Source organism: Geodermatophilus maliterrae (assembly GCF_041018925.1).
Classification (GTDB): Bacteria; Actinomycetota; Actinomycetes; order Mycobacteriales; family Geodermatophilaceae; genus Geodermatophilus; species Geodermatophilus maliterrae.
Genome location: NZ_JBFNXQ010000071.1, coordinates 1 through 26,799 on the forward strand (window position 1 = coordinate 1; position 26,799 = coordinate 26,799).

23 protein-coding genes are annotated in these 26,799 nt (G+C 76.5%); 16 read left to right on the plus strand and 7 right to left on the minus strand.

Translation table 11 applies throughout. The annotated features are described in order from the left end of the window. Positions 1–301 precede the first annotated feature (301 nt). From ABQ292_RS18850 to cydC, 4 genes are read left to right on the plus strand one after another with little or no spacing between them, the layout of a single operon-like run. Positions 302–1,726, plus strand: a complete 1,425-nt coding sequence (locus ABQ292_RS18850) for a cytochrome ubiquinol oxidase subunit I (protein ID WP_369209242.1) — start codon at positions 302–304, stop codon at positions 1,724–1,726. A gap of 2 nt (positions 1,727–1,728) precedes the next feature. Beyond that, positions 1,729–2,763, plus strand: a complete 1,035-nt coding sequence (gene cydB, locus ABQ292_RS18855; RefSeq protein ID WP_369209244.1) for a cytochrome d ubiquinol oxidase subunit II — start codon at positions 1,729–1,731, stop codon at positions 2,761–2,763. Between the two features lie 16 nt (positions 2,764–2,779). Then, positions 2,780–4,438 carry a thiol reductant ABC exporter subunit CydD gene (gene cydD, locus ABQ292_RS18860; RefSeq protein WP_369209246.1) on the plus strand — a complete coding sequence of 553 codons (1,659 nt, stop codon included), beginning with the start codon at positions 2,780–2,782 and terminating at the stop codon, positions 4,436–4,438. Continuing rightward, positions 4,435–6,048 carry a thiol reductant ABC exporter subunit CydC gene (gene cydC, locus ABQ292_RS18865; RefSeq protein ID WP_369209248.1) on the plus strand — a complete coding sequence of 538 codons (1,614 nt, stop codon included), beginning with the start codon at positions 4,435–4,437 and terminating at the stop codon, positions 6,046–6,048. Before cydD ends, cydC begins: the two co-directional genes overlap by 4 nt. A gap of 39 nt (positions 6,049–6,087) precedes the next feature. Here the strand turns inward: cydC and ABQ292_RS18870 are convergent, their stop codons facing one another. Beyond that, positions 6,088–7,032 carry a quinone oxidoreductase family protein gene (locus ABQ292_RS18870; RefSeq protein ID WP_369209250.1) on the minus strand — a complete coding sequence of 315 codons (945 nt, stop codon included), beginning with the start codon at positions 7,030–7,032 and terminating at the stop codon, positions 6,088–6,090. A 100-nt stretch (positions 7,033–7,132) separates the two neighbouring features. Here ABQ292_RS18870 and ABQ292_RS18875 point away from each other — a divergent pair, with 100 nt between their 5' ends. The 4 genes from ABQ292_RS18875 to ABQ292_RS18890 all read left to right on the plus strand — a co-directional run bounded on the left by ABQ292_RS18875 (position 7,133) and on the right by ABQ292_RS18890 (position 12,059). Next, positions 7,133–7,771 (plus strand): cysteine hydrolase family protein, encoded by a 639-nt coding sequence (locus tag ABQ292_RS18875; RefSeq protein ID WP_369209252.1) that lies wholly within the window; start codon positions 7,133–7,135, stop codon positions 7,769–7,771. A 188-nt stretch (positions 7,772–7,959) separates the two neighbouring features. Further along, positions 7,960–9,117 carry an NAD(P)/FAD-dependent oxidoreductase gene (locus ABQ292_RS18880; protein WP_369209254.1) on the plus strand — a complete coding sequence of 386 codons (1,158 nt, stop codon included), beginning with the start codon at positions 7,960–7,962 and terminating at the stop codon, positions 9,115–9,117. 23 nt (positions 9,118–9,140) lie between these two features. After that, positions 9,141–10,670 (plus strand): L-piperidine-6-carboxylate dehydrogenase, encoded by a 1,530-nt coding sequence (amaB, locus tag ABQ292_RS18885; protein ID WP_369209256.1) that lies wholly within the window; start codon positions 9,141–9,143, stop codon positions 10,668–10,670. A gap of 66 nt (positions 10,671–10,736) precedes the next feature. Continuing rightward, positions 10,737–12,059, plus strand: coding sequence for an ATP-dependent 6-phosphofructokinase (locus tag ABQ292_RS18890; RefSeq protein WP_369209257.1), 1,323 nt, complete (start codon positions 10,737–10,739; stop codon positions 12,057–12,059). A 169-nt stretch (positions 12,060–12,228) separates the two neighbouring features. Here the strand turns inward: ABQ292_RS18890 and ABQ292_RS18895 are convergent, their stop codons facing one another. Together ABQ292_RS18895 and ABQ292_RS18900 are read right to left on the minus strand one after the other, a co-directional pair. Beyond that, positions 12,229–13,029, minus strand: a complete 801-nt coding sequence (locus ABQ292_RS18895; RefSeq protein WP_369209258.1) for a PadR family transcriptional regulator — start codon at positions 13,027–13,029, stop codon at positions 12,229–12,231. Positions 13,030–13,057: 28 nt separating this feature from the next. Next, entirely contained in the window at positions 13,058–13,567 is a 510-nt protein-coding gene (locus tag ABQ292_RS18900; RefSeq protein WP_369209259.1) for a VanZ family protein, read from the minus strand. 174 nt (positions 13,568–13,741) lie between these two features. Here ABQ292_RS18900 and ABQ292_RS18905 point away from each other — a divergent pair, with 174 nt between their 5' ends. From ABQ292_RS18905 to ABQ292_RS18920, 4 genes are all read left to right on the plus strand, one after another. Next, positions 13,742–14,398: a DUF4956 domain-containing protein gene (locus ABQ292_RS18905; protein WP_369209260.1), complete on the plus strand. Its 657-nt coding sequence runs from the start codon at positions 13,742–13,744 to the stop codon at positions 14,396–14,398. Next, positions 14,395–14,688, plus strand: coding sequence for a hypothetical protein (locus ABQ292_RS18910; RefSeq protein ID WP_369209261.1), 294 nt, complete (start codon positions 14,395–14,397; stop codon positions 14,686–14,688). The genes ABQ292_RS18905 and ABQ292_RS18910 overlap by 4 nt, the downstream gene beginning before the upstream one ends. A gap of 83 nt (positions 14,689–14,771) precedes the next feature. Then, positions 14,772–15,350, plus strand: coding sequence for a hypothetical protein (locus ABQ292_RS18915; protein WP_369209262.1), 579 nt, complete (start codon positions 14,772–14,774; stop codon positions 15,348–15,350). A gap of 158 nt (positions 15,351–15,508) precedes the next feature. Next, positions 15,509–15,934, plus strand: a complete 426-nt coding sequence (locus ABQ292_RS18920; RefSeq protein ID WP_369209263.1) for a hypothetical protein — start codon at positions 15,509–15,511, stop codon at positions 15,932–15,934. A 61-nt stretch (positions 15,935–15,995) separates the two neighbouring features. On the opposite strand, the gene ABQ292_RS18925 is transcribed toward ABQ292_RS18920, so the two are convergent. Continuing rightward, the gene (locus ABQ292_RS18925; RefSeq protein WP_369209264.1) at positions 15,996–16,286 is read right to left on the minus strand and encodes a DUF1540 domain-containing protein; all 291 of its coding nucleotides are present in this window, start codon (positions 16,284–16,286) and stop codon (positions 15,996–15,998) included. A 216-nt stretch (positions 16,287–16,502) separates the two neighbouring features. Here ABQ292_RS18925 and ABQ292_RS18930 point away from each other — a divergent pair, with 216 nt between their 5' ends. Continuing rightward, complete coding sequence (locus ABQ292_RS18930; RefSeq protein WP_369209265.1) at positions 16,503–17,099, plus strand: AAA family ATPase; 597 nt, start codon at positions 16,503–16,505, stop codon at positions 17,097–17,099. A 21-nt stretch (positions 17,100–17,120) separates the two neighbouring features. On the opposite strand, the gene ABQ292_RS18935 is transcribed toward ABQ292_RS18930, so the two are convergent. Both ABQ292_RS18935 and ABQ292_RS18940 read right to left on the minus strand, forming a co-directional pair. Beyond that, complete coding sequence (locus tag ABQ292_RS18935; RefSeq protein ID WP_369209266.1) at positions 17,121–19,649, minus strand: HAD-IC family P-type ATPase; 2,529 nt, start codon at positions 19,647–19,649, stop codon at positions 17,121–17,123. A gap of 26 nt (positions 19,650–19,675) precedes the next feature. Next, positions 19,676–20,998: a sensor histidine kinase gene (locus ABQ292_RS18940; RefSeq protein ID WP_369209267.1), complete on the minus strand. Its 1,323-nt coding sequence runs from the start codon at positions 20,996–20,998 to the stop codon at positions 19,676–19,678. A 627-nt stretch (positions 20,999–21,625) separates the two neighbouring features. Here ABQ292_RS18940 and ABQ292_RS18945 point away from each other — a divergent pair. Next, complete coding sequence (locus ABQ292_RS18945; RefSeq protein WP_369209268.1) at positions 21,626–23,200, plus strand: sensor histidine kinase; 1,575 nt, start codon at positions 21,626–21,628, stop codon at positions 23,198–23,200. Between the two features lie 96 nt (positions 23,201–23,296). Here ABQ292_RS18945 and ABQ292_RS18950 read toward each other — a convergent pair whose 3' ends face one another. Continuing rightward, on the minus strand, positions 23,297–23,506 hold the full coding sequence (locus ABQ292_RS18950) for a hypothetical protein (RefSeq protein WP_369209269.1): 210 nt from the start codon (positions 23,504–23,506) through the stop codon (positions 23,297–23,299). Between the two features lie 288 nt (positions 23,507–23,794). Between ABQ292_RS18950 and ABQ292_RS18955 the strand changes: the two genes are divergently transcribed. Further along, positions 23,795–25,879, plus strand: coding sequence for an elongation factor G-like protein EF-G2 (locus tag ABQ292_RS18955; RefSeq protein ID WP_369209270.1), 2,085 nt, complete (start codon positions 23,795–23,797; stop codon positions 25,877–25,879). A 264-nt stretch (positions 25,880–26,143) separates the two neighbouring features. Continuing rightward, the coding region (gene clsA / locus ABQ292_RS18960) for a cardiolipin synthase ClsA (protein ID WP_369209271.1) at positions 26,144–26,799 on the plus strand (656 nt) is incomplete at its 3' end.

Sequence of the window (26,799 nt, forward strand, 5' to 3'; positions counted from 1 at the left end):
GGGGGAGGAGGCGGGGACGGCGGCCGCCGGCGCGGGGACGCTGGGGGCGGCGAGCCGGCGCAGGGCCGCCGAGGCGGTCATCCCGGCGGCGAAGGCGGCGAGGGCGGTGGCGACGGAGCTGGCACGCATGCCCCTCTCATCGGCACCCTCGGAGCCCGAGTGGAACGCCCCCGTCTGCGAGCGCATCCACGGTGCCGCCCGGCCCGGCGCGTGACACGCTGGCCTCCCCGGACGCCTGCTCCTCCGCAACCAGCCCCGTGTCGTCACCCGGCGCCCGGCCACACGGAACGAGGCATGCCCCTTGGACGTCGTCGAGCTCTCGCGGTTCCAGTTCGCCTCGACGAGCATCTTCCACTTCTTCTTCGTCTCGCTGACCGTCGGACTGGCGTTCCTCATCGCGGTGATGGAGACGATCGCCTACGTCCGCGAGGACCGGCGCCACGTCTACGAGAAGATGACGAACTTCTTCGGGCACCTCTTCCTCATCAACTTCGCCGTGGGCGTGGTGACCGGCATCGTCCAGGAGTTCCAGTTCGGGATGAACTGGAGCGAGTTCTCCGACTTCGTCGGCAACATCTTCGGCGTCCCGCTGGCGCTCGAGGTGCTCATGGCGTTCTTCCTCGAGAGCACCTTCATCGGGCTGTGGTGGTTCGGCAAGGACAAGCTCAAGCCCTGGATGCGGCTGGGCAGCATCTGGCTGGTCGCCATCGGCACCCAGATCAGCGCCTTCTGGATCGTGCTGGCCAACGCCTGGATGCACCACCCGGTCGGGTACGAGGTGGTCGACGGCCAGGCCCGCCTGACCGACTTCTCCGCGGTGGTCTTCAACTACAAGGCCTGGCTCTACTTCTTCCACGTGCAGGGCAGCGCCTGGGTGGTCGCGGCGTTCTTCGTGCTCGGTATCAGCGCCTTCCACCTGCTGCGCCGCCAGGACACCGACGTCTACTCCCGCTCGCTGCGGATCGGGCTGGTCTTCGCCGCCATCGGCACGGTGTTCTCCATCGTCAGCGGGCACACCGCGGGCCAGGCCGCCCGCGAGGACCAGCCGATGAAGTTCGCCGCGATGGAGGCGCAGTGGGAGACGTCGGACTCCCCGGCCCCGTGGTCGCTGGTCGCGTTCATCGACGAGGAGGCGCAGGAGAACTCGTTCAACATCGAGATCCCCATCGTCGGGTCGGTGCTGGCCTACAACAGCCTCGAGGGCCGGTACGAGGGGCTGATCCCGCTCAACGAGGAGTACCAGGAGCTCTACGGCGAGGGTGACTACATCCCGCCGGTCACCTGGGTGTACTGGTCGTTCCGGATCATGGTCGCCATCGGCTCGCTGCTGCTGGCGACGGCGTTCCTCGGTCTGTTCCTCTGGTGGCGGCGCAGGGAGGGCATCGACACCACCCGCTGGTTCCTGCGCGCGCTGGTGCTGTTCATCCCGCTGCCGTGGATCGCCAACTTCACCGGCTGGATCGTCACCGAGATGGGCCGCCAGCCGTTCATGGTCTACGGCGAGCTCACCGTCACCGAGGGTGTCAGCGCCAACACCGCCGGTGAGGTGCTGGCCGGCCTGATCGGCCTGTGGGTGGTGTACCTGGCGCTGATCGGGCTGGACGTCTACCTGCTGTCGGTCACCGCCCGTGCCGGCATCCACCGCAAGCCGGAGGCGCAGCTGGTGGCCGCGCCGGCGCCGGACTACGAGAGCGTCGGGCACCAGGGGTACGAGAGGAGGAACTGACGGTGGACCTGGTCACGCTCTGGTTCTGGCTGATCGCGTTCTCCTTCACCCTCTACTTCTTCCTGGAGGGCTTCGACTTCGGCGTCGACATCCTGCGGCCCACGCTGGCCAGGACCGAGCCCGAGGAGCGGGCGCTCACCGGCACCATCGGGCCGTTCTGGGACGGCAACGAGGTGTGGGTGATCGCCGCCGCCGGGCTGATGTTCTCCACGTTCCCCGTCTGGTACGGCGCGGTGTTCAGCGGCATGTACCCGCTGTTCGTCCTGATCCTGCTGGCCCTGCTGCTCCGGGGCGTGGCCTTCGAGTACCGCAACCAGGTCGACAGCAAGCGGTGGCGCGACCTCTGGGACTGGATGTCCTTCGGCGGCAGCGTCGTGCCCTCGTTCCTGTGGGGCGTGATCATGGCCAAGATCATCGAGGGGCTGCCGGTGGGCCGCGAGGGCCGGGTGCAGGGCGGGTTCGCCGAGATGTTCACGCCGTTCTCCGTCGTCGGCGGGCTGTCGACCCTGCTGCTGTTCACGCTGCACGGCGCGAACTTCCTGCTGCTGCGCCTGCACAAGGACACCGTCCTGTACAACCGCGCCCGGACGGCGGCGCTGCGGTGGGGCGCGCTGGCCACGGTCGCGATCGTCGCCTTCGTCGTCATGGGCTACGTGACCGAGGACCTGTTCGAGGACTTCGGCATCCTCCCGTGGGTCTTCCCGGTGGCCGCGTTCCTGACGCTGGCCAGCATCTGGCTGGCGCTGTCCCGGCGCCGGGACACCCTGGCCTTCACCATGAGCGGCCTGACCGTCCTGTTCGCCACGGTGACGGTGTTCATCGCGCTGTTCACCCGCGGCGAGGTGCTGCCCTCGACCCTCGACCCGGACTTCGGCCTGACGCTGCAGGAGACGGCGAGCCAGAACTACACGCTGGTCCTGATGACCTGGGTGGGCGGGATCTTCCTGCCGCTGATCATCGGCTACCAGATCTGGAACTACTACGTCTTCCGGGAGCGCGTCCGCCCCGACGAGGGCGCCCTCACCCACGGCTACTGACGGGCCACGGTCGTTGATGGGCCACGGTCCAGCAGGACGTCTGCTCGCCCTCCCGGGCCCCCGCCGGCTGGCACTCACCTGCGGCGTGCTCGGCGTGCTGACGTGGGTCCTGGTCGTCGTGCAGTGGTCGCTGGTCGCCGCCTTCGTCAGCGCGGTGGCCACGGGCGAGGCGACGCCGAGCGCGCTGGCCGGCGTCCTCGCCGGGGCGCTGGCCGCCTGGCTGGCCCGGGCCGGCCTGCTCGCCGTCCGCGACCGCGCCGCCGCGAGGACCTCCGCTCGGGTCCGGCGGACGCTGCGGGCCGCGCTGCTGCGCAGGCTCGCCGCCCTCGGCCCCCGCGCCGTGGAGGGCGAGCGGGGCGGAGAGCTGGTCACCACCGTCACCGAGGGCGTCGGCAAGCTGGACGGCGTCGTGGGGCGGCTGCTGCCCGGCGGCGTGGCAGCGGCCGTCGTCCCGCCGCTGGTGGCCGCGACGGTGCTGGTGCTCGACCCGGCCAGCGGCGTGCTGCTGCTGCTCACCGGCCCGCTCGTGCTCCTCTTCCTCTGGCTGACCGGCACCGTCGCCGAGCGGGCCGCCCGTGCCTCGTGGGAGACGCTCGCCCGCCTCGGGTCGGCGCTGGTCGACACCCTCCGGGTGCTGCCGACCCTCGTGGCCTACGGCCGGGCACGGACGAGCACCCGGTGGCTGGCCGACGTCAGCGAGGCGCACCGCGCCAGCACGATGAGGCTGCTGCGCACCGCCTTCCTGTCGGGCTTCGTGCTCGAGTTCGGCGCGGTGCTGTGCACCGCGCTGGTCGCGGTCACGGTGGGCGTGCGGCTGTTCGAGGCGGAGATGACACTGCAGCGCGCCCTGCTGGTGCTGCTGCTCACCCCGGAGTTCTTCGCGCCGCTGCGCGCGCTCGGCGCCGACCGGCACGCCGGCCTGGAGGGCCGGCCGGCCGCCGAGCGGGTGTTCGCGCTGCTGGACACCCCCGAGCCGGCCCGCGGCACGCGCGCCGTCCCGCCGGGCGTCCCGCACGTGCGGCTGCGCGGCGTCACCCTGCGCCACGGCAAGCGGGCGGCCCTCTCCGGCGTCGACCTGGACCTGCCGCCGCTGTCGCGGACCGCGCTGGTGGGGCCCAGCGGCGCGGGCAAGACCAGCCTCGTCCGGGTGCTGCTCGGGTTCGCCGTCCCCGACGAGGGCGCCGTGCTGGTCGACGGCCTCCCGCTGGCCGACCTCGACCCGGACGCCTGGCGGGCGACGGTGGCCTACGTGCCCGAGCGGCCGTGGCTGCTGCCGGGCAGCGTCGCGGACAACGTGCGGCTCGGCCGGCCCGGCGCCACCGACGGCGAGGTGGAGGAGGCGCTGGCCCGCGCCCGGCTGCTGGACGTCGTCCGCCGGCTGCCGCAGGGCCTGCAGACCCCGCTCGGTGAGGACGCCGCCCGCCTCTCGGGCGGCGAGCGGCTGCGGCTGGCGCTGGCCCGCGCCTACGTCAAGGACGCCGCCCTGCTCGTCCTCGACGAGCCGACCGGACAGCTCGACCCGCAGGGGGAGCGGGAGGTGCTGGCCGCGCTGGAGGAGGTCGCGGCGGGGCGCACCGTCGTCACCGTCACCCACCGGAGCGCGCCGCTGGCGCTGCACGACCGCGTGGTGGCCGTCGAGGACGGCGCGGTGCACGAGCCGGCGGTGCCCCGGTGAGGGAGGTGCTCGGGCTCGTCCGGCTCCCGCGGGCGGCGCTCGCGGTGGCGCTGGGATCGCTCACGGTGCTGTGCGGCGCGGCGCTGCTGGCCACCTCGGGCGCGCTCATCACCGGCGCGGCGCAGCGGCCGACCACCCTGCTGACCCTCATGCCGCTGATCACCGGGGTGCGCCTGTTCGGCGTGTCCCGGGCCGCCGTGCGCTACGCCGAGCGGCTGGTCACCCACGACGTGACCCTCCGGATGGTGGCGGGGGTCCGCGCCCGGCTGCTGGAGCGGCTCACGCCCCTCGCGCCGGCCGCGCTCACCGGGGCCCGCGGCGGCGAGCTGCTGTCGCGGGTCCGGGCCGACGTCGACGAGCTGCAGGGCGTCGTCGCCCGCCTGCTCGTGCCCGCCGGCGTCGCCGTCGTCGCCGGCGGGGTGGCGGTCACCCTCACCGCCCTGGTGTCGCCGGCCACGGCCGCCGTCCTGGCCGGGCTGCTGCTCCTCCTGGGCGTCGCCGTGCCGGCCGCGGCCGCGCGCCTCGGCCGGCGGGCGGCGGTGGCCGCCGCCCGCGCCGACTCCGACGTCGCGGCCGACACCCTCGACCTGGTGCGCGGCCTGGCCGACCACCTCAGTGGCGACGGCGGGGCCACGGCCCTGCGCGGCCTGGACGCCCACCTCGCCCGGCAGGAGGACGCCGAGCGGGCCGCGGCCCGCCTCGCCGCGCTGACGACGGCCTGCCGCGAGGGCGTCCCCGGCCTCGGGCTGGTCGCGGCGCTGTGGCTGGTCGGGCAGGACGTCGCCGGCGGGACGACGAGCCCGCTGCTGCTGGCCGCCTGCGCGCTCGGGGTGCTCGGGGCCTTCGAGGCGGTCGGCGGGCTCGGGGCCGCGTGGAGCACCGCCGGCGGGATCCGCGCCGCCGCCGGGCGGGTGCGCGCCCTCGGCGAGCTGCCGCCCGCGGTGACCGACCCGGACTCGCCCCTGCCGCTGCCGCCCGGGTCGGCACTGCGCCTCGAGGGCGTCACGCTCACGTACCCGGGGTCCGCGCGGCCGGCCGTCGCCGGCCTCGACCTCACCGTGGCCGACGGCGCCAAGGTGGCCCTGACCGGCCGCAGCGGGGCGGGCAAGAGCAGCGTCCTCGCGCTCGCCCTGCGCTCCTACGACCCCGACGCCGGCCGGGTCACGCTCGGCGGCGCCGACCTGCGCCGGCTGTCCCTCGCCGGCCTCCGGTCCCGGCTGGCGTGGGCGCCGCAGGAGCCGCAGGTGCTCGCCGGCAGCCTGGCGGCCAACCTGCGCCTGGGCCGGCCCGGCGCCTCCGACGACGAGCTCGCCGCCGCCCTCGACGAGGTCGGCCTCGGCACCGTGCTCGGCTCGGTGGGCCTGGACGGCTGGCTCGGCGACGCCGGCGAGCGCCTGTCGGCGGGGGAGCGGGCCCGTGTGGGCCTGGCCCGGGCGCTGCTCAGCCCGGCCGACGTGCTGCTCCTCGACGAGCCGACCGCGCACCTCGACCCCGACCTGTCCGCCCGCGTGCTCGCCCTGCTCGCCGGGGACCGGCGGACGGTCCTGCTGGTCACCCACGACGCGGCCGCACTGGACGAGCGGTGGCGGGTCGTCCCCCTGGGCGGGTGAGACCGCGCGCCAGGGCATCAGGCGTCAGGGCAGCAGGCGTCAGGGGATCAGCAGCACCTTGCCGGTGGTGCGGCGGCCCTCGAGGTCCTCGTGCGCCCGGCGGGCCTGCGCCAGCGGCAGGCGGGCGCCGATGCGGACGTCGAGGCGGCCGGCGGCCACCAGGTCCAGCACCGCGCCGGCCCGCTCGCGCAGCATCTCCGGGGTGCGCGTGTAGGTGGCCAGCGTCGGCCGCTGCACGTAGAGCGAGCCGTGCGCGGCCAGCCGCTGCACCTCCAGCGGCTCGGGCTGCCCGCTGGAGGCGCCGTAGACGATCATCCGCCCGGTCGGCCGCAGCGCCTCGAGCCCCGCGGCGAACGTCGTCCGCCCGACGCCGTCGTAGACCGCCGCGGCGCCCTCGCCGCCGGAGAGCTCGCGCACCCGCTCGGCGAAGCCGTCGTAGCCGACGACGACCTCGTCGGCGCCCGCGGCCCGCGCCAGCTCCGCCTTCTCCTCCGTCGACGTCGTCGCCAGCACGTGCCCGCCGCGGTCGCGCACCAGCTGGGTGAGCAGCAGCCCGACCCCGCCCGCGGCGCTGTGCACCACGACCCACTCGCCCTCGGCCACGGGGTGGGAGTCGGCGGCCAGGTACCGGGCGGTGCAGCCCTGCAGCATCACGGCGGCGGCCACCTCGGAGCTCACGTCGTCCGGGACGGGCACCAGCGCCGCGCGCGGCGCGGCCACCCGGGCGGCGTAACTGCCCGGGACGCCGAGCCAGGCGACCCGCTCCCCGGTCCCCACCACGCGCCCGGCACCCTCCGCGCCCAGGACCGCGGGCGGGTCGGCGGTGTAGGGCGGGCGGCCCTCCCGCTCGTAGACGTCGCGGAAGTTGACGCCGACGGCCTCGACGTCGACCAGCACCTCGCCGTCCCCGGGCTCCGGGTCGGGCACGTCGCGGACCGTGAGCACCTCGGGCCCGCCGGTGCGCTCGTAGACCACTGCCTGCACGTCGCCTCCCCGGATCGGCTGCGCCCCGTGCCTACCACCGGGCCGGGGACGCCGCCGTACGGGGCTGGTGGCGGCCGCCCGCGGCTGGGACGCTCCCGGCATGCAGCGAGCCTTCGGCGTGGACGTCCCGGAGACGGTGGCCGAGATGTGCCGCCCGGAGGCCAGCGCGGTCCTGGTCTACGACGCGCAGGTGGGCATCCTGGCCCACGTCCGGGACCGCGAGGGGCTCGTCGCGCGCATCGACGACGTGCTGCGGGCGGCCCGCGCGTCCGGGGTGCCGGTGTTCTACGTGCGGCACGTGTCGCTGCCGCCGTCGCACATGGGGGTCACCGCGCTGCGCACGGCGATGGCCTGGCAGCGGACCGACCGGGCCGAGGCGGTCACCGCCGCCTTCCCGCCGGACGCCGAGCACACCCGCATCACCGGCGAGCTGGCCCCGGTCGACGGCGAGCCGGTGTTCGACAAGCTGGGGATGTCGGCGCTGGTCGGCACGCCGCTCGAGGCGGCGCTGCGCGACCGGGGCGTGACCACCCTGCTGCTGGTCGGCGCCGTCCTGGAGATCGGCATCGAGCCGACCGCCCGGCACGCCGCCGACCTCGGCCTCCTGCCGGTCGTGGTCGAGGACGCCTGCGGGGTGGTCGACGAGGACGCCGCCCGGCGCTCGCTGGCCGCCCTGGACTACAGCCTGCTGTCCCACCGCTGCACCACCGCGGAGGTCGTCGCCGCCCTCGGCGGGTGACGCCCGGGGTCGGCCGGCCGCTCGGGCGCCGTCGTGCACTCGACGGGGACGTCGACGCGGCCGCGACCCCGACAGGTGCACACTCCCGCCCCCGACGGACGGCGGCGGGAGCGAGCCTCCGGGGGATGGTGTCGCGGGCGGCGCGCACCCAGGATGGGGACCCGTACCCGTCCTCCAGGAGGCCCCCGATGAGCCAGCAGGTGCCGTCGTCCGCGTCGGTCGTGGTCGTCGGCGGCGGAGTGGTCGGCCTGGCGACGGCGTACGAGCTGGCCCGGGCCGGGGTGCGTGACGTCGTCCTGGTCGAGCGCGACGCCCTGGGCTCCGGGTCGACCTGCAAGGCCGCCGGCGGCGTCCGCGCGATGTTCTCCGACCCGGTCAACGTCGCGCTCGGCGCCCGGAGCCTGGAGACCTTCCGCGACTTCCCCGCGCGGTTCGGCCAGGTAATCGACTTCGCTCCGGTCGGGTACCTCTTCCTGCTGGGCACGCCGGAGGCGGTCACCGACTTCGCGGCCGCCGTCGCCCTGCAGAACGACCTGGGTCTCCCCAGCCGGATGGTCGACGTCGCCGAGGCGCAGCGGCTGTCCCCGCTGATCAGCCCCGAGGGCCTGCTGGCCGCCGCGTGGTCGCCGGCCGACGGTCACTGCACCCCCGAGTCGGTCGTCCTCGGCTACGCCTCGGCGGCCCGCCGCGCGGGCGCCACCGTGGTGCCGCACTGCGCGGCCACGGGCATCGACGTCGTCGACGGACGGGTCGCCGCGGTGCGCACCGAGGCCGGGACCGTCCGCACCGACGCCGTCGTCTGCGCTGCCGGGGCCTGGTCGGCGCAGGTCGGCGCGTGGGCCGGCGTGGACCTGCCGGTGACCCCGCTGCGGCGGCAGGTCCTGGTCACCGAGCCGGTGCCGGGGCTGGACCCGCACACCCCGTTCACCATCGACTTCGCCACCTCCTTCTACTTCCACCGGGAGGGGCAGGGCCTGCTCCTGGGCATGTCCGACCCCGAGGAGACCCCCGGCTTCCGGCTCACCCGCTCCGACGCGTGGCTGCCGCGGCTGGGCGAGGCGATCGAGCGGCGGGCCCCGGCGCTGGCCGGCGTCGGCGTGGCCTCCGGCTGGGCCGGGCTGTACGAGATGACGCCCGACCACAACGCGCTCATCGGCCGCGCGCGCGGGGTCGATACGTTCCTGTACGCGACCGGCTTCTCCGGGCACGGCTTCCTCATGGGACCGGCGGTGGGGGAGGTGGTGCGCGACCTGTACCTGGGGGAGCAACCGTTCGTCGACGTCGCCGCCCTCGACGTCCGCCGCTTCGCCGGCGCGGGTGCCCGCCCCGAGCTGAACATCGTCTGATCCCGATCCCGAGGGAGCCGCACGTGACCGCCCTGCCCACTGCCGAGGAGCTCCAGACCCTGGCCCGCGAGGCCGCCGGACGCTGCGGCGTCGACCTCGACGCGGTCGCCGGCGACCACCCGGTCACCTCGCCGGTCAACGGCGCGCCGCTGGCCTCGGTCCGCTGGGCCGGCGCCGGGGACGTCGACGACGTGGTCACCCGGGCCGGCGCGGCGTTCGGCACCTGGCGGACGACGCCGCCGCCGGTGCGCGGGCAGCTGGTGCGCCGCCTCGGCGAGCTGCTGCGCGAGCACAAGGCCGACCTCGCCACCCTGGTCAGCCTCGAGGTCGGCAAGATCACCTCCGAGGCGGCCGGTGAGGTCCAGGAGATGGTGGACATCTGCGAGTTCGCCGTCGGGCTGTCCCGCCAGCTCTACGGCCGCACCATCAGCTCCGAGCGCCCGGGACACCGGCTCATGGAGACCTGGCACCCGCTCGGCGTCGTCGGCGTGATCAGCGCGTTCAACTTCCCGGTCGCCGTCTGGTCGTGGAACACCGCCATCGCGCTGGTGTGCGGCGACCCGGTCGTGTGGAAGCCCTCGGAGCAGGCGCCGCTGTCGGCCCTGGCCGCCGCCGCGCTGCTGGACCGGGCGGTCGCCGAGACCGGCGCCCCGGCGGACCTGAGCCAGGTGGTCCTCGGCGGCGCCGACGTCGGCGAGGCCCTGGTCGACCACCCGGGCATCGCCCTGCTCTCGGCCACCGGCTCGACCCGCATGGGCCGCGCGGTCGGACCGCGGGTGGCCGACCGCTTCGGCCGGTCGCTGCTCGAGCTCGGCGGCAACAACGCCGCGATCGTCACGCCGTCGGCCGACCTGGACCTGACCACCCGCGGCGTCGTCTTCTCCGCCGCGGGCACGGCCGGGCAGCGGTGCACCACGATGCGCCGGGTCATCGCCCACGTCGACGTCGTCGACGCGCTCGTCGAGCGGGTGGCCGCCGCCTACCGGAACCTGCCGATCGGCTCACCGATGGCCGAGGGCACGCTCGTCGGTCCGCTCGTCCACGACGCCGCGTACAAGGCGATGCAGGACGCGCTCGAGGCCGCCCGGCAGCAGGGTGGCGAGGTGGTCGCCGGCGGCGGGCGACGGCTGGCCGAGGAGGCGCCCGAGGCCCACTACGTCGAGCCGGCGCTGGTGCGGATGCCCGGGCAGACCGACGTCGTGCGGCAGGAGACGTTCGCGCCGGTGCTCTACGTGATGACCTACCGGACGCTGGAGGAGGCCGTCGCGATGAACAACGACGTCCCCCAGGGCCTCTCGTCGAGCATCTTCACCTCCGACCAGGCCGAGGCCGAGCGCTTCCTGGCCGCCGACGGCTCCGACTGCGGGATCGCCAACGTCAACATCGGCACCTCCGGTGCCGAGATCGGCGGCGCCTTCGGCGGGGAGAAGCAGACCGGCGGCGGCCGGGAGTCCGGCTCGGACGCCTGGCGGGCGTACATGCGGCGGGCCACCAACACGATCAACTACTCCGGTGAGCTGCCCCTGGCGCAGGGGGTGGAGTTCCCCATCTGACACGCCGGGACGCGCGACACGCACCCAGTCGTCATGACGACTGGGTGCGTGTGGGAGCGTCCTCCCATGGTCGACCACGCGGACCTCGCCGTCCGCACGCTGGGCCCCTGCCGCATCGACTCGCCGCTCGCCCCGAGGCTGGGCGCCCGGGAGACGACGCAGCACTCCGTCGTCGAGGAGGACCGCATCCTCTTCGACGACACGATCTCCATGATCGGCCAGCGGGGGGTGCCCCTCGACCAGCTGCCGAGCCTCGAGCCCGGCGGCCCCCGCAAGAAGATCTACTTCGACCCCGCCAAGACCCGTGTCGGCATCGTCACCTGCGGTGGGCTGTGTCCCGGCCTCAACGACGTCATCCGCGGGCTGGTGCTCGAGCTGAGCCGGCACTACGGCGTCCGGCGGATCGTCGGCTTCCGCAACGGCTACCGCGGCTTCATCCCCGAGTTCGGCGAGGACGTCCTCGACCTGACGCCCGAGGTCGTCATGCACATCGACGACGAGGGCGGCACGATCCTCGGCACCTCCCGCGGCAAGCAGGACCCCGAGGCGATCGTCGACGCGCTGGAGCGCCTCAACATCAACATCCTGTTCGTCATCGGCGGCGACGGCACCATCCGCGGGGCCATGGACGTCGTCTCCGAGGTGGAGGAGCGCGGGCTCAAGGTCGCCGTCGTCGGCATCCCCAAGACCATCGACAACGACATCCCCTACATCGACCAGAGCTTCGGCTTCCAGACGGCGATGTCCGAGGCCACCAAGTCGATCCACGCGGCCAGCGTCGAGGCCCGCTCCGCGCCCGGCGGCGTCGGCCTGGTCAAGCTCATGGGCCGGCACTCCGGCTTCATCGCGTGCTACTCGACCCTGGCCAAGGACGACGCCGACTACGTCCTCATCCCCGAGGTGCCCTTCGCGCTGGGCGGGGAGCACGGGTTCCTGGAGAACCTGCGCCACCGCGTCGAGGAGCGGGGGCACGCCGTCGTCGTCGTGGCCGAGGGCGCCGGGCAGGAGCACGTCGAAGGGGAGGAGCCCGGCCGGGACGCGTCGGGCAACGTGCGCTTCGGCGACATCGGCCGGCTGCTGCGCAGGAAGATCGTCGAGCACCTCGACGCGCACGGCGTGGAGAACAACGTGCGCTACTTCGACCCCAGCTACGCCATCCGCAGCGTGCCGGCGAACCCCTACGACAGCGCCTACTGCCTGCGCCTGGCGCACGCCGCGGTGCACGCGGCGATGGCCGGGCGCACCGAGGTGATCGTGGCGCGGCGCCGGCGTCGCTTCGTGCACATCCCGATGGCGCTGGCGGTCAGCCGCCGCAACCACGTCGACCCGCTCGGCGACCTGTGGATGTCGGTGCTGGAGGCCACCGGGCAGCCCGTCCGCTTCGGCTGAGCACCGGCGGGGCCGGTGGGCGGGGACCGGGCCCGCTCGTCGAGCAGGTCGCCTCGCTCGGGAGCCGGCCACCCCGGGCCGCCCGCCGCGACCTCCCGGGTCCCCGCGAGGGAGGAGCCGGAGGGGCTCGGCAGGCTCGCCGCGGCGAGGGGGTGGGGGAGGCGCCGGATCAGACCCCGGGGGTCCCGGGGGTCTCGGCGGTGTCGGTCGCGCCGGGGCCCTCGGCGCCGTCGGCGAGCAGCAGGTAGAGCGAGCGGCGGGCGTCGGCGAGGACGGCGGCGGCGGCGGCGAGCTGCGCCTCGGAGCCGGTCCGGCCCACCTGGCGCACCGCGCCGTGCACCTCCTCGAGCAGGCTGCGCAGGTCCGGGCCGGCCGCGCCGCCCCGGGCGCCACCGAACGGGTCGGGCCAGGCGGCGCGGCGCTCCTCGACGTGCGCGCGCCCGGCCTCGGTGAGCGTCACGAGCTTGCGGCCGGCGTCGGCGGTGACGGTGGCCAGCCCCTCGTCCTCCAGCGCGCTGATGGTCGGGTAGACCGCGCCCGGGCTCGGGGTCCAGCGGCCGCCGCTGCGCTCGGCGATGGCCTGCATGAGCTGGTAGCCGTGCATCGGCTGCTCGGCGAGCAGCAGCAGCACGGCGGTGCGGACGTCACCGCGCGGTGCGCGCCCGCGGCCGCCGCCCCGGCGACCGCGCCAGCCGCCCTCGGGACCGCCGGGACCACCGGGCCCGAAACCGCGTGGCCCGAAGCCGCGCGGGCCGAAGCCGCGCGGGCCGAAGCCGCGGGCCTCGGGGTCGCCGGCCTCGGGTCCGCCGGGGCCGCCGAAGCCGAACGCGCCGGGACCGGGGCCGAAACCGCGGTCGCGACCGTGCGCGCCGCGCTCGTGGGGGTGGTGTCCGCGCGCGTGGTGCTGGTGGGCACCGCGGCCGGACTGCCAGGGGCCGGGGGGGCCCTCAGGGGTGGGGAAGGGGAACACGGGGACTCCTCAGTGCCGGTCGATGACGCTAACGATATATCGCGAGCGGTCTCTCGTCCAGTGCTCGACCGGTCCGCGTGATCCGGGACGGGACGGCGCTCCGGTCCGGGCGTTGGGAGGCCGGCCCGCTGCAGACGACGTCCGCTGCGCCGGGTGACTGCCGACCGCGAGGAGCCGGGTGGTGCTGACCCACGTGTCCCCGGTGGGCCGCGGCCGCCAGCAGCCCGGCCAGCACGGCGCCGGCCGCGTTGAGCAGCGCGTCGACGGGAGAGACCACCCGGCCCAGCGGCAGGAGGAACTGCAGCACCTCGATCGTGCCGCCGGCGGCCAGCGCCGCGGCCGCCAGCCGGGCCGGGTGTGCCATCCCCGGCCACAGCCGCACGGCCAGTGCCGCGGGGACGGCCAGCAGCACCAGGTTCCCGATCAGCTGCAGCAGCGTGGCCGGCGACGTCAGGCCGGTCAGGTACCAGTCCACCTCGGTCGAGGGCGCGCCCCACGCCCACCCGGAGCCCTCGGGCACGAGGGTCAGCGCCGCCACGACCGCCAGTGCGAGGGCCAGCGCAGCCCCCAGGGAAGGCGCCGGCCGGGCGCCGGCGCGGGGCCCGCAGTGCCGGGGTGGTCGAGGGCGAGCACGGGGGAGCGGGGGTCGGCGGCCACGACCCCACGGTGCCCCCGGCGGCCGACGGCTGACTGCCCACCGCTTGGGAGCCGGATGTCACCCCTCGCACTCCTCGCCGCCGACCTCGCCGCCATCGGCGTCCTGACCTTCGGCGTCCACTTCCCCCGCCAGCGCCAGCGCCAGCGCCAGCGCCACCGCCACCGCCACCGCCGCCGTGACCTGGTCGTGGCCTACCTCGGCGTCAACGTCGGCGTCCTCGCCGTCTCCGCCGCGTTGAGCAGCAGCGGTGTGGGCGCCGGCCCGGGTCTCGGCCTCTTCGGCGTCCTGTCGATCATCCGGCTGCGCCCCACGGAGCTCGACCAGCACGAGGTGGCCTACTACTTCGCCGCCCTGGCGCTGGGCCTGCTCGGTGGTCCGGGCGACGGCGCGCCGGTCCTGACCGCCGCGCTCGTGGCGCTGGTCGTCGCCGTCCTGTGGGCCGCCGGTCACCCCCGCCTGGTCCGCCGTTATCACCAACAACTCATCGTCTTGGACGTCGCCGTCACCGACGAGCCGACCCTGACCGGCCACCTGGAGGCCCTGCTGGGCGCCCGCGCGCACCAGGTGACCGTGCAGCGCGTCGACCTGGTCGACGACACCACCTGGGTCGACGTCCGGTTCGAGCAGGTCCCCGAGCGGGCGTCCGCGGCCGTCGCGGCGGAGGCGGCGCCCGCCTCTGCGGTGCTGCGCCCGGCCCCCGTGCGGCCGTGACCGCCGCTGCGGTGCGCACGCCGGCACCGGCGCTGCCGTGCGCCGCATCGCCCGAGCCGGTCGGCCTGCCCGAGCTCGTCGAGCGGGCGGCGCTGCAGACCCGCGTCGACCGCAAGTACGTGCTGCCGCTGGCCGCCGCCGACGACGTCCTCGCCGGCCTGGCGCGCACGACGGCGGTGCGGGTGCTCGACACCGGCGGACAGCCTGCTCGCCCGTGTGTGCAGGGCACGAGGGCGCCCGGGGGAGATCCGGGCCGGCTCCCGCCCGCCGGGTCCACAGCTCCGCCGTGACACATTGACAGCTCCGTCACAGGGACGGGCGTCATCCTGGGGGCGAAGGCCGGAGAGCCCGGCCGCCGGACGAGGAGTCTCCCGTGCGCAAGAAGCTCGTGATCGCCACCACCGCCGGTGCGCTGACCCTGACCGGCCTGGCCTTCGCGGTGCCCGCGATGGCCGAGGAGGACCCCACCTCGACCAGCACCGAGACGACGATCGAGGACCGCATCCGTGACGCCCTGTCGGGCCTCGTCGACGACGGCTCGCTCAGCCAGGAGCAGGCCGACGAGGTGGCCACCACGCTCGGCGACGCCGGGTTCGGCGGACACGGCTGGTACCACGGCGGCGGCGACCTCTCCGTCGCCGCCGAGACCCTGGGCCTGAGCGAGGACGAGCTGCGCACCGCGCTGGAGGCCGACGGCGCCAGCCTGGCCACCGTGGCCGAGGACCAGGGCGTGGCCGTCGAGGACCTCGTCGCCGCCCTGGTGCAGTCCGCGCAGGAGCGCATCGCCGCCGCCGTCGAGGACGGGCACCTCACCCAGGAGGAGGCCGACGAGCGGACCGCGGACCTCGAGACGTGGATCACCGAGCGGGTGAACGCGACCGACGCCGACCGCGACGGGTGGCGGGGCGGTCGCGGTGGGCCCTGGTGGGGCCACGGCGGCGACGACGACTGACGACGGCCGCCGACACCGGCCGACCGTCCCGCACGCCGGAGGGCGCCGCCCCGTTCCCGGGGCGGCGCCCTCCGGAGGTTCCTGCCGCCCGGTCCGGGACTGGACGAGCCCCGGTCCGTGAGCTTAGCCTCGCCTCACCGGAACCCGAGGGGGCGGATGTGGGACTGCGACTGCCGGTCGGCGACGTGACCGTGCTGCTGGGGCCGCCCGGTGCCCGGCGCGGCGTCATGAGCGCGCTGGACGACGCCAGCGGCCGGTGCGCCTCCGGGCACGCGTCGGTGCGGGTGCACCGGCTGGCCGCCCGCACCGGCGACGACGTGCGGCAGCGACTCGACGCGATCGAGGCCGTCGCCGGGCAGGACGCGACGATCGTGCTCGTCGACCGCTTCACCGACGGGCTGGCCGCCCCCGACCGCCGCCGCCTGCTGGCCGCCCTGCGGCCGGTGGCCACCGCGGGCCGTGCGGTCCTGGTCGACGACGCCGACCCGGTCGCCGCACTCGCCGTCGCCGACGGTGCCCTGCGCGCCGACCCCGCCGGCGGGCTCGCTCCCGAGCCGCTGGGGATCGACGCCCTGGCCTCGTAGGAGGACGCCGGTGCCCCCACGCCTCGTCCGCTCGGCGCGGGACCTGCGCGGGGGCCGGGGGTTACCGGGCCTCGTAGGTCAGGCAGTCGGCAGCGTCGGCCTCGGGTCCGACGCTGATCCCCGGAGCGGTGCACTCGAGCTTGTCGTTGTGCCTGCAGTCCGAGCGGTGGCAGGCGCCGACCATCCCGTTGCGGGTCATCCCGCCGCGGAAGCTGATCTCCACGAAGGTCCCGCAGTGGGCGTGGTCGCCACCGACGGTGATGGCCCCGGCGTGACAGTTGTGCTCGGAGTTGTAGGAACAACTGCTCACTGAGCAGTCCTGCACCGAGGGCATGTCCTGGAGAGAGGTCATGCGGCCAGGCTGGCAGGTCCCCGTCGAGCCCGCCAGCCAACTGAGGCTTGCCTGGCCTGCGATGACGGCCCCCGCCGGCGTCCCCGCCGGCCCCCTGGCGCCCGCGCCGGCGGGCACGTCCACCGCCTCCCGATCGTCCTTCCCGGTGAACGCCCAGCGGTCTCCCGGCTCCCGCCGAGAACAGGAGCGCACCCTGGCCGTCGGGAGGTGGGGGAGATGACCGGATCGACCGGGGCGCTGCCGCGCCCGGGCCTGTCCGAGCCCGCGGCGGACGCCGCCGCGCTGGTGGTGGTCGGCGGGCTGCCCGGCAGCGGCAAGACCACGCTGCTGCGCCGCGTGCTCGCCCGCGACGTGCCGGGCGTCGTCGGCGTGGACTCCGAGCAGGTCGCCGAGCGTCTGCGCGCTGCCGCGGCGCTGCTGCCCTACCGCCTGCTGCGCCCGCTCGTGCACGCGGTGCACCGGGTGCGCGTCCTGCGGGTCCTCGCCGGGCCGGTGCCGGTCGTCGTCCTCACCGACCCCTGGACCAGCCCGTGGTGGCGCTGGGTGGTGCTCCGGGCCGCCCGGCGCGCCGGGCGCGCGGTGCGGCTGGTGCTGCTGGACACCTCGCCGGAGGACGCCGCCGACGGCCAGCGGGTCCGCGGGCGGGCGATCCCGGCCGGGCGCATGCGCCGGCACGCCGCCCGGTGGGAGCGGTTGCAGCAGGCGCTGGCGGAGGCCACCGGGCCCGGCGGCGCCGACGACGTCGTCGTCGTCGGCCGGGAGCGGGCGGCGGGCATCCCCCTCGGGGAGGTCCTGGGCCGGATCGACGGCTGAGCGCGGATGACGGGCCGGGCGTCAGGTCTGCTGCGGGGCGATGCCGAGCGCCCGCTCCAGCAGCCGGAACCGGTACACGGCGGTGAGGATCGCGAACCACAGCAGCAGCGCCGGCAGCACGGTGGCGAAGACGGGATCCGCGGCATCGGTGAGGCCGAAGTAGTCGGTCAGCACCGGCACGAACAGCAGCCCGGTGAACGCGACGACGAGCCCGACGACGAGCAGCGCCGGCCGCCGGTCGCCGTCGGGCCGGGTCCAGGAGGCGAAGAACCGGTTCGGCGGGTGCAGGAACAGGATCAGCAGGAACGCCGCGTAGGACACGAACGTCGACAGCCCCGTCTGCGCGCCGATGGTGGCCGCGGCCTCGGCGAACCCCACGTCGGTCGAGGAGACGCCCGTGTAGCGCTCGAAGTCGGCCACCACCTGGTCCGGCGTCCGCTCGGTGCCGATGGTGTCGACCAGGGCGGTGTAGAGGGTGGCGTACACGGCGACGCCGCCGGCCGCGGTGACCACCATCGCCGGGACCACGAAGCGCCACAGCGTGGTGAGCAGCTGCGGGTCCGGGCGCTGCGGGCGGGCCCAGGTGGTGAGGAACAGCGTGGGCACGCCGACGGTGAGCAGCGTGAGCCCGACCTGCGCGGGGGAGTAGGGGAAGCCGAGCCCCAGCATGGTGACGGCCACGATCACCAGGCCCTGGGTGCCGACCCGGGCGAGGAAGACCTGCATCGAGGTCCCGATGCCGGTGATGATCCGGCGGCCCTCCCGCTGGGCGGGCAGCAGGGCGCCGATCGCGTCCTCGGTGAGCACGATGTCGGCCACGTCGCGGGTCACCGCGCTGCCGCTGCGCATCGCCACGCCGACCTGCGCCCGCTTGAGCGCGCGGGCGTCGTTGACCCCGTCGCCGATCATCGCGACGTAGCGGCCCTGCCGGCGCAGCGAGTCGACCAGCCGCTCCTTCTGCTCCGGGGCGACCCGGCCGAACACCGCGGTGCGGGCCACGAGCGCGTCGAGCGCCGGGTCGGAGAGGGCGGCGAGCTCGGCGCCCGTCGCCGGCTCCCCGGCGGCCAGCCCGGCCTGCCGGGCCAGGGCCGCGACGGTCAGCGGGTCGTCGCCGGAGACCACCTTGAGGTCGACGCCGTCGGCGGCGAACCGGGCGATCGTCTCGGGCACGCCGGGGCGTAGCTCGTCGGCCAGCACCACCAGGGCCAGCGGCTCGAGGGCGGGCAGGCGCGAACGGCCGGCGTCGTCGCGCAGCGGCGCCGCGGGGTCGACGGGGCGGGCGGCGACCAGCACCCGCAGGCCCTGCGACGTCCGGGCGGTGACGGCCTCGGTCAGGGACGCGCCGGGCAGGCGCCCTCCGGACAGCGCCGGCGCGAGGCTGTCCGGCGCTCCGAGGACCAGCACGCCGTCGTCGGTGCGCACCGCGCTCCACCGCAGCGCCGAGGAGAACGGGACCTCCTCCCGCACCGGCCGTTCCTCGCCGGGCAGCGCCGCCGCCAGGGCCGCGGTGGTCAGGTTGGCCGCGGCGGTGCTGCGGGCCGCCGTCCCGACGAGGTGCTGCACCTCCGCCGCCGGCAGCGGGCCGACCGGCACGACCTCGGCCAGGCTGAGCCGGCCGGTGGTGAGCGTGCCGGTCTTGTCGGTGCAGACGACGTCGACGTTGCTGATCGACTCCACGGCGTTGACCTGCTGCACGAGCGCGCCGTCGCGGGCGCTCGCGGCGGCGCCGATGGTGTAGGCCAGCGCGACGAGGAAGAACAGGCCGTAGGGCACCAGGCCGGACAGCACCGCGGTGGTCTGCACGACCCGCACCACGGAGAAGCCCTCCAGCGCGGCCTGCAGCAGGATCGTCGCGCTCATCAGCCCGACCAGCACCATCACCAGCCGGACGACGAAGTCGATCTTCCGCTGCAGCGGGGTGGCGTCGGTGCTCACCCGCCGCACGTCGGCGGTCAGCCGGGAGGCGTAGCTCGCCGCGCCGACGTCCCGGGCCAGCTGCCACCCCTCGCCACCGGCGCAGAAGCTCCCCGACAGCAGGTCGTCGCCCGGGCCCCTGGGCAGCGCCTCGGACTCGCCGGTCAGCAGCGACTCGTCGACCTCCACGGCGCCCTCGAGCAGCGGACCGTCGACGACCACCTGGTCACCGGGGCGCACGTGCAGCACGTCACCGCGGACGACCTCGTCGGGGACCACCTCGACGTCCCGGCCGTCGCGGACCACCGTCACCCGGCCGCGGGAGAGCAGCTGCAGCCGGTCGAGCTTGCGCCGCGCGCGGATCTCCTGGACGGCGCTGATCGCCGCGTTGACCAGACCGAGGCCGACGCTGGTGACCGCGTCGCTGTAGCGGCCCAGCGCGAGCAGCGCGGCGCCGATGGTGAACAGCACGGAGTTGAAGAAGTTGAAGACGTTGGTGCGCACGATCTTCGCGTAGCCGCGGGTGGACCCGCGCGGGGCGGCGTTGCCCTCCCCGCGGCGGTGCCGCGCCTGCGCCTCGGCCTGCGTCAGGCCCCAGCTGGTGGCGGCACGCTGGTCGGTGCGGGTCGGCTGCACGGTTCTCCCTTCTCCGGCGGGCGGGGTCACGGGCGGCGTCCGGGGTCGCCGGCGTGGACCAGGCCGGTCCGGTGGGTGAGCACGACCAGCTGGGCGCGGTCGCCGACCCGCAGCTCGCTCATCGCCCGTTTCCCGTGCGTCGTGCCCGTCAGCGGTGACAGGTGCAGGCGGGCGGCGGAACCGGAGCGGATGAGCACCTGGTCGTCGGCCGGCAGCACGCGGACGGTCACGCCGGCCCCCTCGGGATGCACGCCCGCACCGTGAGGGTGCCGTCCGGGGAGGGGCCGGCGATCAGCGTCCCGGACACGGCCTCCACCCGCTCGCGCATGCCGATCAGCCCGTGCCCGCCGCCCGGCGACGCCAGCGGCGACGGGGTTGCCGACCTCGATGACGACCGCCTGCGGCCGGTGCTCGACGACCAGCGGCGCGGGTGCGCCCCGCGTCGTGGCGGTCAGCCGCAGCCCGGTGCGCCGGGCCGACTCCAGCAGCGCGTCGAGGCGGTCCAGCCCGGGCGCGGGCTCGGCCGGCGCGCTGCCGTCCGCGGAGCGCAGCAGGCCCACGACCGCCGACAGCTCCGACAGCGCCGTCCGGTTGGCCTCGCGCACCAGGCCGAGGGCGGACCGGGCCTGGTCGGGGTGGCCGTCCACCAGGTGCCGGGCGACGCCGGCCTGCACGTTGACCACCGAGATGTGGTGGGCCACGACGTCGTGCAGCTCGCGGGCGATCCGCAGCCGCTCGCCGGTGACCCGCCGCTCGGCCTCCTCCTCCCGGGTCAGCTCCGCCTGCCGGGCCCGGGCGCGGGCGGCCTCCAGCGCGGCCCGCGAGCTGCGGACGGCCACCCCCACCGCGGCGGCGGAACCGCTCAGCGCGAGCACCGAGAGGACGGGGGAGTCGCCGCGGCCCTCCACCAGGGGCCCGTCGACCGGCGTCCGCGCCAGCGCGAAGCCGGCGCAGGTGAGCGCCGTGGTGAGGACGGTGGTGGTCAGTGGCTCCCGGTCGCCCACGGTGCCGAGCGCGACGAGCGCCGGGACGGCGAGGGCCGTGCCCCCCTCGCCGTGCAGGACGGCGGCCACCCCCGCCACCGCCCAGACGGCCAGCGGGTTGCGCCGGCGCAGCACCAGCGCGGCCGCCGCCACGACCAGCGTTCCCAGCGTCACCGCGTCGGAGCCGCCGTCGCCGCGCCCGCGGGAGTCCAGCCCGGGCGTCGCGACGGCGAGCACGACGACGGCCAGCCCCGCGTCCACCAGGCGCGGGTGGTCCTGTGCCCACCGCCACGGCGCCGGCGCCGGCCCCGGGACGCCGGTCGCGGGTCCGGCAGCCGCGGTCCCGGCCGTGGGTTGCGCGCTCACCGGACGACCCTGACACCCCGGTCGGTCCCTGGCGCGGCGGCGCGCACACGGGCGCGACGGTGGCCGCAGGCGGAGAGGTCATGCGACGAGGGTCTCCGGCCGGGCGGTGCGCCGTCGTCGTCCGCCCGCAGGCTGCCCGGCCTGCTGCGGACGCGGTAGGAGGACCCCCGGTGCACCCCCGGACCGGGCGGCGCGGTCCGTGCCCCGCGTCGCCGCGGTGGCCGGCGCGTGCGCGGAGGGCAGCCGCGGCACGGCCGTACCGCGGCCGCGGGAGCGCGAGGAGCCTGCCGGGGGACGACGACGGGCGAGGGGACGACGGGCGAGGGGAGGCGGCCGACGCCGGAGCCCGTGGACACCGCTGCCTCCCGTGGGTGGGACGCTGCTGGTGCTCGCGGCGGGCGTCGCCTCGGCCCGCGCGGCGGCTGCGCCACGAGACCCGGTGCGGACTGCACCGTGTGCGGCCCGCCGGGGCTGATGGACGCCGTCCGGGGCCGCGGCAGGAGGCCGGCCTGCCGACCGGCTGCACGAGGAGCGCTTCGCCTTCCGAGGCGCCCGGCCCCGCGCCGTCCAGCCGCCTCCATCCCGGCGTCCAGGGAGCCCCCAGCCGCCGCGTGGACCGTGGCCGCCATGACGACTGGTCCCCACCGCCGGCGGTGGTCGCTGCGGACCCGGCTGCTGTGGGCGTTCCTCGTGCCCCTGGCGCTGGTCCTGGCCGTCGTCGGGGTCGTGGCCACCACCGCCGTCCGCGGTGAGCTCGTCGACCAGGTCGACACCCGGCTGGCCGCCGCCGTCGCCCGCTCGGCGTCGGCCGACGGCGCGCCCCCCGGCGGGTACGGCCAGGACGGCGGTGGTCAGGACGGCGGTGGTCGGGACGGCGGTGCCCAGGACGGTGCGGGGCCGGACTTCCTGCTCGCCCCCGGCCAGGGCGACGGCACGCTCGGCGCCCGCGTCGAGGACGGGGCGGTCACCGAGGCCGCCGTCATCGACGTCGACGGCGACGGCGAGCCGCTGACCGCGCGCCAGACCGCCGCGCTGGCCCGCGCGCTGGCCGCGGTACCGGCCGACGGCGTCCCGCGCACCGTGGACCTCGGTGGCCTGGGGGACTACCGCGTCGTCGCCACGCCGGCCGGGAGCGGCGAGGTGATCGTCACCGGCCTGCCCCTGGCCTCGGCCGAGGCCGCCCTGCTGCGCCTGGTCGTCGTGGGGGTGGCCGCCGGGCTGCTCGGGCTGCTCGCCGCGGGCGCCGTCGGGGCGGTCGTCGTCGGCCGCACGCTGCGCCCGCTGCACCGGGTGGCCGCCACCGCCGGCCGCGTCGCCGCCCTGCCCCTGTCCAGCGGCGAGGTCCGGCTGCCCGACCGGGTGCCGTCCGCCGACACCGACCCGCGCACCGAGGTCGGGCGGGTCGGCGCGGCGCTCAACCGGCTGCTCGACTCGGTGGAGTCGGCCATCGCCGCCCGGCAGGCCTCGGAGACGCGGCTGCGCCGGTTCGTCGCCGACGCCAGCCACGAGCTGCGCACCCCGGTCACCTCCATCCGGGGCTACACCGAGCTGGTCCGCCGACGCGGCGGGCTGCCCGAGGACGCGGACGCGTCGCTGCGCCGGGTGGAGGCCGAGGCGGTGCGCATGTCCGGGCTGGTCGACGACCTGCTCCTGCTCGCCCGCCTCGACGCCGGCCGGGAGCTGGTGACCGGCACCGTCGACCTCACCGGGCTGGTCCTCGACGTGGTCAGCGACGCGCACGCGGCCGGCCCGGACCACCGCTGGCGGGTCGAGCTGCCGCGCGCCGCCGTCCTCGTGCCCGGCGACACCGCGCGGCTGCACCAGGTGCTGGCCAACCTGCTGGCCAACGTCCGCACGCACACGCCGGCCGGCACGACGGCGACCACCCGGTTGCGCGCCGACGGGCACGCCGTGCTCGAGATCGCCGACGACGGCCCGGGCATCCCCGCCGACCAGGTCGGCGGGGTGTTCGAGCGCTTCGCCCGGGGCGACTCCTCGCGCTCGCGGGCCGGCGGCAGCACGGGCCTCGGCCTGGCGATCGTGCAGGCCGTCGTCACCGGGCACGGCGGCACGGTCGGGGTCGAGAGCGTCCCCGGCCGGACCGTCGTCACCGTGCGGCTGCCGGGGGCCACGGTGGCCGAGCCCGACCCCGACGAGGGCGAGGACGCCGACGGGGAGGCGCTGGCGGCCACGATCAGGTGACCCGATCGTGGCGTGTCCTCCCCGAGCGCCGACCGTCGGGGAGGACGCGCTGCGGTGCGGGAGGACGGCGCGGGGCCGCCGGTCCGCGCCGGTGGCTCAGGCGGGCACGAGCCGCCGGCACTCCGGGCAGGGAGCCGCGGAGCCGAGCCCGCGGCGCCCGTTCCACGCACCCTGGACGACGGCGACCGGCGTCCCGCACGCGGCCACCCACGGCGGCGGGCCGTCGGCGGCCTCCCGCGGGACGGCGTGCGCGCGGTCGCTCTCCTGGTCCCGGCCCGCCGCATGGTCGCCGGTCGCGCTCGTCACCGCTCCAGTCTCACCCCCGCGGGCGACCGCCCGGGACCGCGACGTCGGCGCCGCGGGCGGCGAGCACCACCGCTCAGGTGGCGGTCGGTGCGGCCGCCCCGCCGCCCGGCTGAGAGGGCGCGCCCGGGGGGCTTGCCCGGCCCACGCGGCGGGAGGCAGGGTGTGACACGAGACACATCCCGTGACCGACCCGGGAGGCCACCGTGCCCCACCCAGCAGTCGACAGGACCGATCCAGAGGGCGGTGGACCCGGCCGCCCGGCCGGGGACGAGCGGCCGGGCGGCTCCCGTGCCTAGGGACGCCGTCCCTGCGCCGGCTCCGCGCGAGCCCGCCCAGGTGCGCAACGTGGCGCTGGTCGGTCGCGCCGGCGCCGGCAAGACGACCCTCGCCGAGGCACTGCTCGTGGCCACCGGCGCCCTGCCGCGCATGGGCCGGGTCGAGGAGGGCAGCACCTGCCTCGACAGCGACGACGTCGAGGTCCGCCAGCAGCGCTCGGTCACCCTCGGCGTGGCCACCGTCGAGCACGCCGGCACCCGCATCACCCTGCTCGACACCCCCGGCAGCCCCGACTTCGTGGGCGAGCTGCGGGCCGGGCTGCGTGCCGCGGACGCCGCGCTGTTCGTCGTCTCCGCCGTCGGCGGCGTCGACGCCGCCACCGTCGCGCTGTGGGAGGAGTGCGCCGCGGTGGGCATGCCGCGCGCCGTCGTGGTCACCCAGCTCGACCGTGCCCGCGCCGACGTCGAGGAGACCGTGCGGCTGTGCAAGCAGGAGCTCGGCGACGGCGTCGCGCCGCTGCACCTGGTCGCCCGCGGCCCCGGCGGCTCGGTGAGCGGGCTGGTCTCGCTGCTCGAGCCGCACGTGGACGACGACACGCCGGGGCTGGAGGAGGCCGACCGGCTGCGCGCCGAGCTCATCGAGGGCGTCATCGGCGAGAGCGAGGACGAGACCCTCATGGACCGCTACCTCGCCGGGGAGGAGCTGTCGGTCGCCGACCTCGTCGCCGACCTGGAGACCGCCGTCGCCCGCGGCTCGTTCCACCCCGTGCTGTGCGTGGCGCCGCTGGCCGGGATCGGGGTGACCGAGCTGCTCGACCTGCTCGTGGCGGCCTTCCCCTCCCCCTGCGAGCACGGCTGCCCGCCGGTCACCCGTCCCGACGGCCGCCCGGCGCCGGCGCTGACCTGCGACCCGGGCGGCCCGCTGGTCGCCGAGGTGGTCAAGACCACGACCGACCCCTACCTCGGCCGGGTCTCCCTGCTGCGGGTGTTCTCCGGCACGCTCACCCCCGACACCCCGGTGCACGTGTCCGGCCACGGCGGCGCGGAGCGCGGCCACCCCGACCACGACGCCGACGAGCGTGTCGGGGCGGTGTCCTCCCCGCTGGGAGCGGTGCTGCGGCCGGTCGCGTCCGCCCCGGCCGGCGACGTCTGCGCGGTCGTCCGGCTGACCTCGGCCGAGACCGGCGACACGCTGTCCTCGCCCGGCGACCCCCGGCTGGTCCCGCCGTGGGAGCTGCCGGTGCCCCAGCACCCGGTCGCGGTCGAGGCCGCCTCGCGCAGCGACGAGGACCGGCTGGGCCCGGCGCTGGCCCGGCTGGCCGCGGAGGACCCGACGCTGCGCGTCGAGCGCTCCCGCGACACCGGCCAGCTGCTGCTGTGGTGCGTGGGGGAGGCCCACGGCGAGGTGCTCCTGGAGCGGCTGCGCACCCGGCACGGCGTGGCGGTGACGACGGTGCCGGTGCGGGTGCCGATGGTGGAGACCCTGGCCGGCCCGGCCCGCGCCACCGGCCGGCTGGTCAAGCAGTCCGGCGGCCACGGCCAGTACGCCGTCGTCGTGGTGGAGGCCGAGCCCGGTCCGCCGGGGTCGGGCATCTCCTTCGAGCAGCGGGTCGTGGGCGGCGCGGTCCCCTCCCAGTACCACGGCAGCGTGGAGAAGGGGATCCGCGCGCAGGCCGCCAAGGGCGTCAACGGCGACCGGCCGCTGGTCGACGTCCGCTTCGTGCTCGTCGACGGCAAGGCGCACTCGGTGGACTCCTCCGACGCCGCCTTCCAGTCCGCGGGGGCACTGGCGGTGCGGGAGCTGGCCGCGGCGGCGGGCACCCGGGTGCTCGAGCCGTGGTGCGAGGTCGAGGTCGTCGTCCCGGCCGAGCACGTCGGCGCGGTGATGAGCGACCTGTCCGCCCGCCGCGCCCGGGTCACCGGAAGCGACGCCGACCCCACCCGCGACCGCACCACCGTCCGGGCGGAGGTGCCCGAGGTGGAGCTGCTCGGCTACGCCGGGGCGCTGCGCTCGGTCAGCCACGGCACCGGCTCCTTCGGCCGGCGGCCGCTGGGCCACGAGCCGGCGCCGGCGTCACTGGTCGCCGTCCCCGCCTGAGCGGCGCCGTCCCGGGCACCGTCCCGAGCTCGCGAGGGGTGGGGAGGACGGGGTCCTTCCGCTGCCCCCACCGCGCGCGGGCTCGCGGCGGGACCCTGCAGGAGGGCCGCCGTCCTCCCCGCCGCCCGCAGGATCGTGGGAGGGCCGGGAGCCGGCCGGACGGGGGCGAGCGGGGCCGGCGGCGCACGGGCTCCGGTGCGCCGCGGGAGGTCGTCGGCGGGGGACACTAGCCTCGGGCACGGTGTGCAGCGGGGTGGAGGTGCAGTGACGTCGTCGCAGGGGCGCTCGGCCGCCGTCCCGGCGTCCCCGGGACGGCCCGCGCCCGGCACGCCGCCGGTGCCCGACCGCAACGAGCTCCCCGACCGCGTCTGGACGCTGCCGAACGCGCTGTCGGTGCTGCGGCTGCTCGGCGTCCCGCTGTTCCTGTGGCTGCTGCTGGGCCCGGAGGCCGACGGCTGGGCGGTCGTCGTGCTGATGGTCTCCGGCGTCACCGACTGGGCCGACGGCAAGCTCGCCCGCGTCCTCGGTCAGTCCAGCCGGCTGGGCGCGCTGCTCGACCCGGCCGCCGACCGGCTCTACATCGTCGCGACGCTGATCGCCTTCGTGCTGCGCGACGTCGTGCCGCTGTGGCTGGTCGCGGTGCTGGTGGGCCGCGAGCTCGTCCTCGGCGTCGCGCTGCTGGCGCTGCGCCGGCACGGCTACCCGCCGCTGCAGGTGCACTACCTGGGCAAGGCGGCCACCTTCATCCTCCTGTACGCCTTCCCGCTGCTGCTGCTGGCCGACGGCGGCGGTGCGTGGGCCGGCGTCGTGCAGCCGGTGGCGTGGGCGCTGACCATCTGGGGCAGCGCGCTCTACGTGCTGGCCGGCGTCCTCTACGTCGTCCAGGTCCTCGGTCTGGTGCGCGCCGAGCGGGCGGCCGG